The organism is Streptomyces sp. NPDC058955 (genome assembly GCF_042741435.1).
Lineage (GTDB): Bacteria > Actinomycetota > Actinomycetes > Streptomycetales > Streptomycetaceae > Streptomyces.
The window spans coordinates 10,596-22,918 of sequence record NZ_JBHYKM010000061.1 but is presented as its reverse complement, the minus strand read 5'-3'; the positions used below and the strand labels follow the sequence as shown (position 1 = coordinate 22,918).

11 protein-coding genes are annotated in these 12,323 nt (G+C 74.0%); 5 read left to right on the top strand and 6 right to left on the bottom strand.

The features are described from left to right. Positions 1-15 precede the first annotated feature (15 nt). Positions 16-558, top strand: a complete 543-nt coding sequence (locus tag ACFW1I_RS22610) for a nuclear transport factor 2 family protein (protein WP_384672761.1) — start codon at positions 16-18, stop codon at positions 556-558. Between the two features lie 55 nt (positions 559-613). Then, the gene (locus tag ACFW1I_RS22605) at positions 614-1,381 is read left to right on the top strand and encodes a hypothetical protein (protein ID WP_384672758.1); all 768 of its coding nucleotides are present in this window, start codon (positions 614-616) and stop codon (positions 1,379-1,381) included. A 5-nt stretch (positions 1,382-1,386) separates the two neighbouring features. Here the strand turns inward: ACFW1I_RS22605 and ACFW1I_RS22600 are convergent, their stop codons facing one another. Together ACFW1I_RS22600 and ACFW1I_RS22595 are read right to left on the bottom strand one after the other, a co-directional pair. Continuing rightward, positions 1,387-2,178, bottom strand: a complete 792-nt coding sequence (locus ACFW1I_RS22600; RefSeq protein ID WP_384672756.1) for a putative protein N(5)-glutamine methyltransferase — start codon at positions 2,176-2,178, stop codon at positions 1,387-1,389. A gap of 195 nt (positions 2,179-2,373) precedes the next feature. Further along, positions 2,374-2,856, bottom strand: coding sequence for a glutathione peroxidase (locus tag ACFW1I_RS22595; RefSeq protein WP_384672754.1), 483 nt, complete (start codon positions 2,854-2,856; stop codon positions 2,374-2,376). Between the two features lie 36 nt (positions 2,857-2,892). On the opposite strand from ACFW1I_RS22595, the gene ACFW1I_RS22590 reads away from it, so the two are divergent. Further along, positions 2,893-3,108: a DUF6011 domain-containing protein gene (locus ACFW1I_RS22590; RefSeq protein ID WP_384672751.1), complete on the top strand. Its 216-nt coding sequence runs from the start codon at positions 2,893-2,895 to the stop codon at positions 3,106-3,108. A gap of 122 nt (positions 3,109-3,230) precedes the next feature. Further along, on the top strand, positions 3,231-4,301 hold the full coding sequence (locus ACFW1I_RS22585) for an RNA ligase (ATP) (protein WP_384672749.1): 1,071 nt from the start codon (positions 3,231-3,233) through the stop codon (positions 4,299-4,301). Between the two features lie 10 nt (positions 4,302-4,311). Here ACFW1I_RS22585 and ACFW1I_RS22580 read toward each other — a convergent pair whose 3' ends face one another. Both ACFW1I_RS22580 and ACFW1I_RS22575 read right to left on the bottom strand, forming a co-directional pair. Further along, the gene (locus ACFW1I_RS22580) at positions 4,312-5,178 is read right to left on the bottom strand and encodes an acyl-CoA thioesterase (RefSeq protein WP_384672747.1); all 867 of its coding nucleotides are present in this window, start codon (positions 5,176-5,178) and stop codon (positions 4,312-4,314) included. Between the two features lie 12 nt (positions 5,179-5,190). Further along, a complete protein-coding gene (locus ACFW1I_RS22575; protein ID WP_384672745.1) occupies positions 5,191-7,704 on the bottom strand; it encodes a DEAD/DEAH box helicase in 2,514 nt (837 codons plus the stop codon). Between the two features lie 132 nt (positions 7,705-7,836). Here ACFW1I_RS22575 and ACFW1I_RS22570 point away from each other — a divergent pair, with 132 nt between their 5' ends. Then, complete coding sequence (locus ACFW1I_RS22570; protein WP_384672742.1) at positions 7,837-8,628, top strand: metal-dependent hydrolase; 792 nt, start codon at positions 7,837-7,839, stop codon at positions 8,626-8,628. Between the two features lie 70 nt (positions 8,629-8,698). Here ACFW1I_RS22570 and ACFW1I_RS22565 read toward each other — a convergent pair whose 3' ends face one another. Both ACFW1I_RS22565 and ACFW1I_RS22560 read right to left on the bottom strand, forming a co-directional pair. Then, positions 8,699-10,480, bottom strand: coding sequence for an ABC transporter ATP-binding protein (locus ACFW1I_RS22565; protein ID WP_384672740.1), 1,782 nt, complete (start codon positions 10,478-10,480; stop codon positions 8,699-8,701). Continuing rightward, positions 10,477-12,207 (bottom strand): ABC transporter transmembrane domain-containing protein, encoded by a 1,731-nt coding sequence (locus ACFW1I_RS22560; RefSeq protein ID WP_384672814.1) that lies wholly within the window; start codon positions 12,205-12,207, stop codon positions 10,477-10,479. Before ACFW1I_RS22560 ends, ACFW1I_RS22565 begins: the two co-directional genes overlap by 4 nt. Positions 12,208-12,323 lie beyond the last annotated feature (116 nt).

The following is a 12,323-nucleotide window of genomic DNA, read 5'->3' as shown; positions in this document are numbered from 1 at the left end:
AGACGGGAGCACCCCATGACACGCGCGGTCCGCACCCCGGCCGGTGCCCGGCCGGCCCTGGCCGTGGCCCTCGCGCTCACCCTCGTCGCGGGCGGCTTCGCGGCCTGGACCGGCCAGGGCTGGTACGCCGCGGCCCACGACGGCTCCGCCGCCTACGCCGCCGAGCGCGACCGGGCGCTCGCGGCGGGGGAGCAGGCGGTGCAGAACCTGAACACGCTCGACCACCGGCGGGTGGACCAGGGACTCGACCTCTGGGAGTCCTCGACCACCGGCGAGCTGCACGAGCAACTCGTCGACGGACGGGAGGAGTTCGCCGGCCAGGTGAAGGCGGCGAAGACGGTGACCACGGCCCGCGTGCTGTCGGGCGCCGTCACCGAGCTCGACGACCGCTCGGGGCGGGCCCGGCTGCTGGTCGCCCTGCGGGTCACCGTCACCACGCCGGACGCCAGGTCCACCGACAAGGACAGCCGCATGCTCGGCGAACTCACCCGCACCGACGGCCAGTGGAAGCTCAGCGGTCTGGGGCAGGCCCCCGTGGGCGGCACGGCGGGCGGCTGACCGGGCCGCGCCGACCGCCCGCGAGAGCCGCCAGCACCCGAAAGGACACCGCACCATGCCGACGCCCCGCCACCACCTCAACCGGCAGCGCCGCCGCCGCGCCCGCGCCGAGCAGCCGGCCGCCCCCACCATCCCTGTCGCCGTCCTGACCGAGCCCGCGCCACGGCCCGCGCGGCGACCGGCGGCGAAGCCCGTAAAAGAAAAGCCCGTAAAGCAAAAGCCCGTAAAGCAAAAGCCCGAAACGGGAAAGCCCGAAACGGGAAAGCCCGGGGCTCGCGAAGGAGAACCACGCCGGCAGCGGGTCCCGCTGGTGGTCCTGTGCGTCCTGACGCTCCTGCTCGGCGGGTTCGCGGGGTGGGCCCACAGCAGGGCCGGTGCGCTGCGCGACGATCCCGCGCGCGCGAACGCGGCCCTCACCGACCTCGCCCGCACCAGCGAGATCAAGGGGCGGACGGCCGTCGCCGTGGCCGCGCTGTTCTCCTACGACCACACCGACCCGGACGCCTTCACCCGGGCCGGGAAGACCTTCCTCACCGGCAAGGCCGTCGAGCAGCACCGGACGCTCTTCGCCGGGGTGCTGGCGAAGGCCGCCGAGCAGAAGTCGGTGATCACGACGACCGTCACCGAGAGCGCCGTCGAGCGGATCGACGGCGACCGCGCCCGGGTCCTGGTCTACGCCGACCAGAGCAGCGTCGCCACCGCAGGGAAGCAGCGGCCGAAGGCCCAGGACCAGGGCGTCTACGCGGGAGCGATGTTCGCGGTGGACCTCGTCCACCGCGACGGGACCTGGCTGGTCGAGTCCATCGACACCTTCGGCCGCTGAGCGGGCTACGCCGCCCGGGTCGCGACGAGCACCGTCGCGTACCGCTCCTCGCAGGAGACGATCCGCGCGTCGAGGCCGTGCGCGGTGACCGCCGCCACGGCCGCGCCGGTCTGACGCTCGCTCGTCTCGACGAGCAGGTGCCCGCCCGGCGCCAGCCACCCGGGGGCCTCGGCGGCCACCCGGCGCAGCACGTCGAGGCCGTCCGGGCCGCCGTCGAGCGCGACCAGCGGCTCGTGCTCGCGCGCCTCCGGCGGCAGCAGCCCGACCTCCTCGGTCGGCACGTACGGCACGTTCGCGACCAGCACCTCGACCCGGCCGCGCAGCGCGTCCGGCAGCGGCGCGAAGAGGTCGCCGCCGAAGACCCGGCCGCCGCGCGGCTCGATGTTCCGGCGGGCGCACTCCACCGCGGCGGGCTCGATGTCCGCGGCGTACACGCGGGCGTCGGGCACCGCCGAGAGCAGCACCGCGCCGGCCGCGCCGGAGCCGCAGCACAGGTCGACGCAGAGCGCGCCGGGCGCGGCGAGCGCCACGGCCCGCTCGATCAGGAACTCGGTGCGCCGCCGGGGCACGAAGACGCCGGGGTCCACGGCGATCCGCAGCCCGCCGAACTCGGCCCAGCCGACGACGTGTTCCAGGGGGAGGCCGGCGGCGCGCCGCTCGACGAGGACGTCGAGCTCGGCGGCGTCACGGGCCGCGGAGAAGAGGAGTTCCGCCTCGTCCTCGGCGAACACGCAGCCCGCGGCGCGGAGTCGGGAGACGGTGGTGGAGCGGAGGGATGCAGAGGGGTGGAGCGACATGGAGACCTTCCGGGAAGCCGTGCGGAGGCTCCCGCGGTCCGCTACGACCGGGTGGGTCGCACGGCCGCCGAGAGGGAGCGTCCTGCCTGCGTGGTGCGGATCGAACCCACCTCCTCCGGTCGCCGTGTGCAGAGCCCGATGATCGTACCCCAGGGCCGGTGCCGGGCGGCCGCCCGGCACCGGATCGCACGGGGCTCAGCCGAGCAGCGCCTCGATGGCGGCGACGACCTCGGCGGCCTCCGGCTCGGTGCGCGGACGGAAGCGGGTGACGGTCCCGTCGGCGGAGATCAGGAACTTCTCGAAGTTCCACTGCACGTCACCGGCCTCGCCGTCGGCGTCGGCGACCTGGGTCAGCTCGGTGTAGAGCGGGTGCCGGCCGTCGCCGTTGACCTCGGTCTTCTCCAGCAGCGGGAAGGTGACGCCGTACGTCGTCGAGCAGAAGCTCTGGATCTCCTCCGCCGTCCCCGGCTCCTGCCCGAGGAACTGGTTGCAGGGCACGCCGACGACGGTCAGGCCGCGCTCGCCGTACGCCTTCTGCAGCCGCTCCAGGCCCTCGTACTGCGGGGTGAGGCCGCACTTGGAGGCCACGTTCACGACCAGCACTGCCTTGTCCCGGTAGTCGGCCAGGGAGACCGGCTCGCCGGCCAGGTTCTTCAGCGGGATGTCGTACAGACTCATGGGGGCTCCTCGTCGAGATCAGGGTGAGATGACAACATGAGTGAAGAACCGCTGGCAATCGCGATCGATTCCGCCTCCGGCGCGGCGCGGCGGCCGGTCCGCTGTCGGCTCTGCGGCCGTCCCCTGACCGGCGCCGACTCCCGCCGCACCGGTCTCGGCCCCACCTGCGACGCCAAGCTCCACCCGCCGGCCCCGGACATCCGGACCCGCCGCCACGAGGTGGACCAGGACACCCTCCCCGGTCTGGACTGACCCGGCCGGGGCGCGCCGGCGCGCGACCCTAGCAGCCGTCAAAACCGGTGGCCCACGGATTTCCGCCCCCGCCAGGGTGGGGCCCGATGAGACCGAGACCCCAGCGACCGGAGTCCTGAACCATGTCCACCCTGCGCGTCACCGCCGAAGTCCTCACCGTCCACCCGCACCCGAACGCCGACGCCCTCGAACTGGCCCAGGTCGGGCTCTACCGGGCCGTCGTCGCCAAGGGCGCCTACCGGACCGGCGACACCGCCGTGTACATCCCGGAGCAGGCCGTGCTGCCCGCCGCGCTCGTCGACGAGCTGGGGCTGACCGGGCGGCTGGCGGGGAAGGCGTCGGACCGGGTGAAGGCGGTGCGGCTGCGCGGGGAACTGTCGCAGGGGATCGTCTGCCGGCCGGGCGCCCTCGCCGGGGTCGACCTCGACCGGGCCGCCGCCGACGGCACGGACTTCGCGGAGCTGCTCGGCATCACCAAGTGGGTCCCGCCGATCCCGCCGACCATGAGCGGCGACGTCGAGGCCGCGCCCGACCTGCTGCCCTGGGTGGACATCGAGAACCTGCACCGCTACCCCGACGTGTTCGAGCCCGGCGAGCGGGTCGTCCTGACCGAGAAGATCCACGGCACCGCCTGCCTCCTCACCTACGTCGCCGACGGCGGACGCGTCCACGTCTCGTCCAAGGGCTTCGGCGCCAAGGGGCTCGCCCTCCAGGAGGACCCGCGCAACCTGTACTGGCGGGCCGTCCACGCGCACGGGCTGCCCGCCGTCGCCGAGCGGCTCGCCGCCCGGCTCGGCGCCACCCGCGTCGGCCTCTTCGGGGAGGTGTACGGCTCCGGTGTCCAGGACCTGGCGTACGGCGCCGACGCCCGCCGCGAGGCCGTCGGCTACGCGCTGTTCGACGTGTCCGCCGAGATCGACGGACACGTCCGCTGGCTGGACCCGGCCCAGGTCCTGGAGCCGGGCGAGGCGCCGCTGGTGCCGCGGCTGTACGAGGGCCCGTACGACCTGGACACGGTCCTGGCGCACGCGAGCGGCGCCGAGACCGTCTCCGGCCGCTCCGCCCACCTCCGGGAGGGCGTGGTCGTCCGGCCGGCCGTGGAGCGGTACAGCCCCGTCACCGGCGGCCGGGCCGTCGCCAAGGCGGTCAGCCCGGCCTACCTCACCCGCAAGGGCGGCACCGAGTACGAGTGACCGGTCCCGGTCAGCCCAGCGGGCGGAACAGGCCCTCCTGGACCACCGACACGAGCATCCGGCCCTCCCGGTCGTAGATCCGGCCCCGGGCCAGTCCCCGGCCGCCGGTCGCGACCGGGGACTCCTGCTCGTACAGGAACCACTCGTCCGCGCGGAACGGCCGGTGGAACCACATCGCGTGGTCCAGCGACGCCATGTCGAAGCCCCGCGGACCCCAGAGCGGCTCGACCGGGATGCGCACGGCGTCGAGCAGCGTCATGTCGGAGGCGTACGTCACCGCGCAGGTGTGCACGAGCGGGTCGTCCCCCAGCGGGCCGACCGCCCGCATCCACACCGCGCTGCGCGGATCGGCGTCCTTGACCTCGTCCTTCGTCCAGCGCAGCCGGTCGACGTACCGGATGTCGAAGGGCATGCGCCGGGCCATCCGCTCCATCGACTCCGGCAGCCCTCCGAGGTGGTCGCGGACCTCGTCCGCGAGCCTCGGCAGGCTCTCCGGGTCCACCAGGTGCCGGGGCGGCAGCTGGTGCTCGAAGCCCGCCTCCTCCGGCAGGTGGAAGGAGGCCGTCAGATTGAAGATCGTCCGCCCCTCCTGGATCGCCGTGACGCGCCGGGTGGTGAACGAGCGGCCGTCCCTGACCCGCTCCACCTGGTAGACGATCGGCACGCCCGGGCGGCCCGGCCGCAGGAAGTAGGCGTGCAGCGAGTGCACCGGCCGGTCCGCGTCCACGGTCCGCCCGGCCGCCACCAGGGCCTGCCCGGCGACCTGTCCGCCGAAGACCCGCTGCAGCGACTCCTGCGGGCTGCGGCCGCGGAAGATGTTCACCTCGATCTGCTCCAGGTCGAGCAGGTCCACGAGCCTCTCGGCGGGATTCGTCACCACTGAACTCCTCTACAGCTGTCCGACCGACGTCACGCGGACGACCGCCCGGCCCTCCTCGTCGGAGGCGGCCAGGTCCACCTCCGCGCTGATGCCCCAGTCATGGTCGCCGTTCGGGTCGGCGAAGGTCTGCCGGACGCGCCACAGACCGTGCGCCGCGTCCTCCTCGATGGCGAGCAGCTTCGGGCCGCGCGCGTCGGGACCGGTGCCGAGGTCCTCGTACTCGTCCCAGTACGCGTCCATCGCCTCGCCCCACGCGTCCGCGTCCCAGCCGGACTCGGCGTCCAGCTCGCCCAGCTCGCCGACCTTGTCGAGCGCCGCCAGCTCCACCCGCCGGAACATCGCGTTGCGCACCAGGACCCGGAACGCGCGCGCGTTCGCCGTGACCGGCTTGACCTGGTCGGCCTTCTCCTGGGCCTCCTCGGCCGTCTGGACCTCCGGATTGGCCAGCTGCTCCCACTCGTCGAGCAGCGAGGAGTCCACCTGGCGCACCAGCTCGCCCAGCCAGGCGATCAGGTCCTCCAGGTCCTCCGTCTTCAGGTCGTCCGGGATGGTGTGGTCGAGCGCCTTGTACGCGCTCGCGAGGTAGCGCAGCACGATGCCCTCGGTCCGGGCCAACTCGTAGTAGGAGGTGAACTCGGTGAAGGTCAGGGCCCGTTCGTACATGTCACGGATGACGGACTTCGGCGACACCGGGTGGTCGCCGACCCACGGGTGCGACTTCCGGTACACGTTGTACGCGTGCCAGAGCAGCTCCTCCAGCGGCTTCGGGTACGAGATGTCCTGGAGCCGCTCCATCCGCTCCTCGTACTCGACGCCGTCCGCCTTCATCTGGCCGACGGCCTCGCCGCGCGCCTTGTTCTGCATGGCCGCGAGGATCTGCCGCGGGTCGTCGAGCGTCGACTCGACCACGGAGACCATGTCGAGGGCGTACGACGGGGACTCGGGGTCGAGCAGGTCGAAGGCGGCCAGCGCGAACGTGGACAGCGGCTGGTTCAGCGCGAAGTCCTGCTGGAGGTCGACCGTCAGCCGGATCGTGCGGCCCTCCGCGTCCGGCGTGTCCAGCTGCTCCACCACGCCGCCGTCGAGCAGCGAGCGGTAGATCGCGATGGCCCGGCGGATGTGCTTGAGCTGGTTCCGGCGCGGCTCGTGGTTGTCCTCCAGGAGCTTGCGCATCGCCTCGAAGGCGTTGCCCGGGCGGGCGATCACCGACAGCAGCATGGTGTGGGTGACCTTGAAGCGGGAGGTCAGCGGCTCCGGCTCGGCGGCGATCAGCTTCTCGAAGGTGGTGTCGCTCCAGGCGACGAAGCCCTCCGGGGCCTTCTTGCGGACCACCTTGCGGCGCTTCTTCGGGTCGTCGCCGGCCTTCGCCAGCGCCTTCTCGTTCTCGATGACGTGCTCGGGGGCCTGCGCCACCACGAAGCCGGCGGTGTCGAAGCCGGCCCGGCCGGCCCGGCCCGCGATCTGGTGGAACTCCCGGGCCCGCAGGGTGCGCACCCGGTTGCCGTCGTACTTGGTGAGGGCGGTGAACAGCACCGTGCGGATCGGCACGTTCACGCCGACGCCCAGGGTGTCCGTCCCGCAGATCACCTTCAGCAGACCCGCCTGCGCCAGCTTCTCCACGAGCCGCCGGTACTTCGGCAGCATGCCGGCGTGGTGCACGCCGATGCCGTGCCGGACGTACCGCGAGAGGTTCTGGCCGAACTTGGTGGTGAAGCGGAAGTTGCCGATCAGCTCGGCGATCTTGTCCTTCTCCTCGCGCGTGCACATGTTGATGCTCATCAGCGACTGCGCCCGCTCGACCGCCTGCGCCTGCGTGAAGTGCACGATGTAGACCGGCGCCTGCTTGGTCTCCAGCAGCTCGGTCAGGGTGTCCGTGATCGGCGTCAGCCGGTACTCGTACGACAGCGGCACCGGCCGGGTCGCCGAGCGGACCACCGAGGTCGGCCGACCCGTGCGCCGGGTCAGGTCCTTCTCGAACATCGACACGTCGCCGAGCGTCGCCGACATCAGGACGAACTGCGCCTGCGGCAGCTCCAGCAGCGGGATCTGCCAGGCCCAGCCGCGGTCCTGCTCCGCGTAGAAGTGGAACTCGTCCATGACGACCTGGCCGATGTCGGCGTCCTTGCCGTCCCGCAGCGCGATCGAGGCCAGCACCTCCGCCGTACAGCAGATGACGGGCGCGTCCGCGTTCACGGACGCGTCGCCCGTCAGCATGCCGACGTTCTCGGTGCCGAAGATCTTGCACAGGTCGAAGAACTTCTCCGACACCAGGGCCTTGATCGGCGCCGTGTAGAAGGTGACCTGGTCGTTCGCGAGCGCCGTGAAGTGCGCTCCGGCCGCCACCAGCGACTTCCCGGACCCCGTCGGGGTCGACAGGATCACGTTCGCCCCCGAGACCACCTCGATCAGCGCCTCCTCCTGCGCCGGGTAGAGCGAGATGCCGCGCTCCTCGGCCCAGGCGGAGAAGGCCTCGAAGAGGGCATCGGGGTCGGCGGTCGGCGGCAGCTGATCGATAAGGGTCACGTCCCCATCTTGCCTGCATTCCGCCCGGATGAGGGAACCGGCCGTCGAACGTGAAGATCACGCCCGATAGGCTGCTCCGTCGACCGGTCGTCAACTCGGCGCCGGCAGGGGAGAAACGGGGCGACACCGACCATGATGGGACCGGCGCACTCGCTGTCCGGAGCGGCGGCCTGGCTGGGCGTGGGAGCCGCCGCGGCCGCCTTCGACCACCCGATGCCGTGGCCGGTGCTGCTCGCCGGCGCCCTGCTGTGCGCGGGCGCCGCCCTCGCCCCCGACCTGGACCACAAGTCGGCCACCATCTCGCGCGCCTTCGGCCCCGTCTCGCGGGGCCTGTGCGAGATCGTCGACAAGCTCTCGTACGCCGTCTACAAGGCGACCCGCAGCCCCCAGGACCCGCGCCGCTCCGGCGGCCACCGCACCCTCACCCACACCTGGCTGTGGGCCGTCCTCATCGGCGGCGGCTGCTCGGCCGCGGCCGTCACCGGCGGCCGCTGGGCGGTCCTCGCGATCCTCTTCGTCCACCTGGTCCTCGCCGTCGAGGGCCTGCTGTGGCGGGCCGCCCGGATGTCCAGCGACGTGCTGGTCTGGCTGCTCGGCGCGACCAGCGCCTGGATCCTCGCCGGCGTCCTCGACCAGCCGGGCAACGGCTCGGACTGGCTCTTCACCGGCCCCGGCCAGGAGTACCTGTGGCTGGGCCTGCCGATCGTCCTCGGCGCCCTCGTCCACGACATCGGCGACGCGCTCACCGTGTCCGGCTGCCCGATCCTCTGGCCGATCCCCATCGCCCGCAAGCGCTGGTACCCGATCGGCCCGCCCAAGGGCATGCGCTTCCGGGCCGGCAGCTGGGTCGAGCTGAAGGTCCTCATGCCGGCCTTCATGGTGCTCGGCGGCGTCGGCGGAGCCTCCGCCCTCGGCTTCTTCTAGCCCCGTCCTCCGTACGCGAGGGGCCGCACCGGACACTCCGGTGCGGCCCCTCTGTGCGTTCGCACACTCCCTAGCCGTGCCAGGAGCGCCACAGCGCGGCGTACGCGCCGTCGGCGGCGACCAGCTCGTGGTGGCTGCCCAGCTCGCTGATCCGGCCGTCCTCGACCACCGCGATCAGATCGGCGTCATGGGCGGTGTGCAGCCGGTGCGCGATCGCCACCACCGTCCGGCCGTCCAGGACCCGGCCGAGCGAGCGCTCCAGATGACGGGCCGCGCGCGGGTCGAGCAGCGAGGTCGCCTCGTCCAGGACCAGCGTGTGCGGATCGGCCAGGACCAGCCGGGCCAGCGCGATCTGCTGGGCCTGCGCCGGGGTCAGCGCCCGGCCGCCCGAGCCGACCTCGGTGTCCAGGCCCGCGTCGAGCCCGCCCGCCCAGCCCTCCGCGTCCACCGCCGCCAGTGCCGACCACAGCTCCGGGTCACCGGCCTCCGGGCGGGCGAGCAGCAGGTTGTCACGGAGGGTGCCGACGAAGACGTGGTGCTCCTGGTTGACCAGCGCCACGTGCTCGCGGACCCGCTCGGCCGGCATCCGGGCCAGCTCGGCCCCGCCGAGCGTGACCGCCCCGGCGCGCGGACCGTAGATGCCCGCGAGCAGCCGGCCCAGCGTCGACTTGCCCGCCCCGGACGGGCCGACCAGGGCGAGCCGCGTGCCCGGCGCCACCGCGAGCGACACGTCGTGCAGCACGTCCACGCCCTCCCGGTAGCCGAAGCGCACGCCGGCCGCCTCGACCGCCCGCCCGTCGGGCCGCACCGACCCGTCGCCGGGCTCCGGCTCGATGTCCCGCACGCCCACCAGCCGGGCCAGCGACACCTGCGCCACCTGGAGCTCGTCGTACCAGCGCAGCACGATCCCGACCGGGTCCACCAGCATCTGCGCGAGCAGCGCGCCGGTGGTCAGCTGCCCGACGTCCATCCAGCCCCGGAGGACGCAGAACCCTCCGATGGCGAGGACACCGGCGAGCACCGCCGTGTGCGTCAGGTTGACGATCGGGAAGAGCACCGCCCGCAGGTAGAGCGTGTACCGCTCCCACCGCGTCCACTCGTGGATCCGCCGGTCCGAGAGCGCCACCCGGCGCGCGCCGAGCCGGTGCGCCTCCACCGTGCGGCCCGCGTCGACGGTCTCGGCGAGCGCCGCCGCCACCGCCGCGTACCCGGCGGCCTCGGAGCGGTACGCGGCGGGCGCCCGCCTGAAGTACCAGCGGCAGCCGGCGATCAGCAGCGGCGCGGCGATCACCACGGCCAGGGCGAGCGGCGGCGCCGTGAAGGCGAGCCCGCCGATCAGCAGCCCGGCCCACACCACGCCGATGACGAGCTGCGGCACGGCCTCCCGCATCGCGTTGGCCAGCCGGTCCACGTCGGTGGTGATCCGGGACAGCAGGTCGCCGGTGCCGGCCCGCTCCAGCACGCCCGGCGGCAGGCCGACCGCGCGGACCAGGAAGTCCTCCCGCAGGTCGGCGAGCATCTCCTCGCCGAGCATCGCCCCGCGCAGCCGGACGAGCCGCACGAACACCGTCTGCACCACGAGCGCGACGGCGAACACCGCGACCGCGCGCCCCAGGTGGAGCTCCCGGGCGCCCTCGGCGAGCCGGTCCACCACCTGCCCGAGGACGTACGGCCCCGCCATGGACGCGACCACCGCGACCGTGTTCACGCCGACGAGCAGCGCGAACGCCCTGCGGTGCCGGCGCAGCAGCCCGCCGACGTAGGCCCGGACGGTCGCGCCGGCGGCGACGGGCAGGGTGGTGGCGGTCGTGGGGGCCGCCGGGTCGTGCGCGGGCGGCGCCATGCCGATCATGCGGTCTCCCCTTCCAGGGCCTCGTGTCCCGCCGCCGTCGCGGCGAGCTCGTCGTCCGTCTCGCGGGTGACGACCGCCCGGTAGCGCGGCTCGTCCGCCAGCAGCTCGCGGTGGGTGCCGTGGGCGACGGCCCGGCCCTCGTGGACCAGGACCACCCGGTCCGCCAGGTCCAGGAGCAGCGGCGACGAGGCCAGCACCACGGTCGTCGCGCCCGCCCGCAGCTTGCGCACGCCGGCCGCGACCCGGGCCTCGGTGTGCGAGTCGACCGCCGAGGTCGGCTCGTCGAGGACCAGCACCTCCGGGTCGGTCACCAGGGACCGGGCGAGCGCGAGGCGCTGGCGCTGGCCGCCGGAGAGCGAGCGGCCCCGCTCGGTGATCCGGGTCCGCATCGGGTCGCCGTCGGCGTCCACCGACGCCTGCGCGAGCGCGTCGAGCACGTCCCCGCACTGGGCGGCGGCGAGCGCGTCCGCCGCGCGGACCGCGCCGGACGACGGCACGTCGAGCAGTTCGTGGAGGGTGCCCGACAGCAGCACCGGCTCCTTGTCCTGGACGAGCACGGCCGTCCGCGCCGCGTCCAGGGACAGCTCGTCCAGTGGCACCCCGCCGAGCCGCACCGAGACGTGGTCGTCGTCCGGCTCGGCCGGGTGCCCGCCGAGCCGGTCCGCGAGCCGGCCCGCCGCGTCCGGGTCCCCGCACACCACGGCGGTCAGCAGCCCGGCGGGGGCGATGAGCCCCGTCAGCGGGTCGTACAGGTCGCCCGACGCCTTCCGGTCCGGGGCGTCCCCGGCCGGCCCGGTCACCCGGCTCAGCGCGAGCACCCGGGCCGCGCGCCTGGCCGACGGCCGGGAGAAGGCGTACGCCATGGCGATCTCCTCCACGTTCCGCAGCGGATGGTGGGTGAGCGCGACCGCGCCGTAGACCGTGACCAGCGCGCCGACCGAGATCCGGCCGTCGAGCACCAGGCCCGTCCCGTACGCCACCACGGCGATGAGCAGCAGCCCCGGCAGGAACACCTGGACGGCGGCGATCAGCGCCCACATGCGGGCGCTGCGCACGGCCGCCCGGCGGACCTCCTGGGAGGCGGCCCGGTAGCGGCCGAGGAAAAGCTCCTCGCCGCCGATGCCGCGCAGCACGCGCAGTCCGGCGACCGTGTCGGAGGCGAGTTCGGTGGCCTTGCCGGCCTTCTCGCGCTGCTCGTCGGCCCGCCGGGTCGCCCGCGGCAGCAGCGGCAGCGCGGCCAGCGCGAGCGCCGGGACGCCCACGGCGACGACGCCGCCGAGCGCCGGCTCGTACACGACGAGACCGACACAGACGACCAGCAGGGTGAGGACGGCGGCGGCGAAGCGGGAGAACGCCTCCACGAACCAGCCGATCTTCTCGACGTCGCCCGTGGAGACGGCGACGACCTCTCCGGCGGCGACCCGCCGGGTCAGCAGCGAGCCGAGCTCGGCGGTCCTGCGGGCGAGCAGCTGCTGGACCCGCGCGGCGGCGGTGATCCAGTTGGTGACGGCGGTGCGGTGCAGCATCGTGTCGCCGACGGCGATCCCGGCGCCGAGCGCCACGACCACCCCGCAGCCGAGCGCGAGCCCGCCGCCGTCGCCGTCGACGACCGCCTGGACGGCGAGGCCGACGCCGATCGGCAGTCCGGTGATGGACAGCTGGAGCAACAGCCCCCACAGCAGCGACCGCACCTGCCCGCCGAGCTGTCTGCGCCCGAGCCAGATCAGGAAGCGGGTGGGCCGCCCGCCGTCGGGGGCCCCCCCGGGGGGGGTGGGGGGGAACCCACCGGCGCGACCCGCCCCCCCCCCCCCGCCCGGCCGCCACCCCGGCGCCCCCGGGGCCC

Bases quoted from the DNA above. Each gene is read 5' to 3' on its own strand.
- ACFW1I_RS22590 (WP_384672751.1), top strand. From the start codon at position 2,893: ATGAGTGAAGAACCGCTGGCAATCGCGATCGATTCCGCCTCCGGCGCG.
- ACFW1I_RS22565 (WP_384672740.1), bottom strand. From the start codon at position 10,480: ATGATCGGCATGGCGCCGCCCGCGCACGACCCGGCGGCCCCCACGACC.
- ACFW1I_RS22610 (WP_384672761.1), top strand. From the start codon at position 16: ATGACACGCGCGGTCCGCACCCCGGCCGGTGCCCGGCCGGCCCTGGCC.
- ACFW1I_RS22605 (WP_384672758.1), top strand. From the start codon at position 614: ATGCCGACGCCCCGCCACCACCTCAACCGGCAGCGCCGCCGCCGCGCC.
- ACFW1I_RS22595 (WP_384672754.1), bottom strand. From the start codon at position 2,856: ATGAGTCTGTACGACATCCCGCTGAAGAACCTGGCCGGCGAGCCGGTC.
- ACFW1I_RS22570 (WP_384672742.1), top strand. From the start codon at position 7,837: ATGATGGGACCGGCGCACTCGCTGTCCGGAGCGGCGGCCTGGCTGGGC.
- ACFW1I_RS22600 (WP_384672756.1), bottom strand. From the start codon at position 2,178: ATGTCGCTCCACCCCTCTGCATCCCTCCGCTCCACCACCGTCTCCCGA.
- ACFW1I_RS22585 (WP_384672749.1), top strand. From the start codon at position 3,231: ATGTCCACCCTGCGCGTCACCGCCGAAGTCCTCACCGTCCACCCGCAC.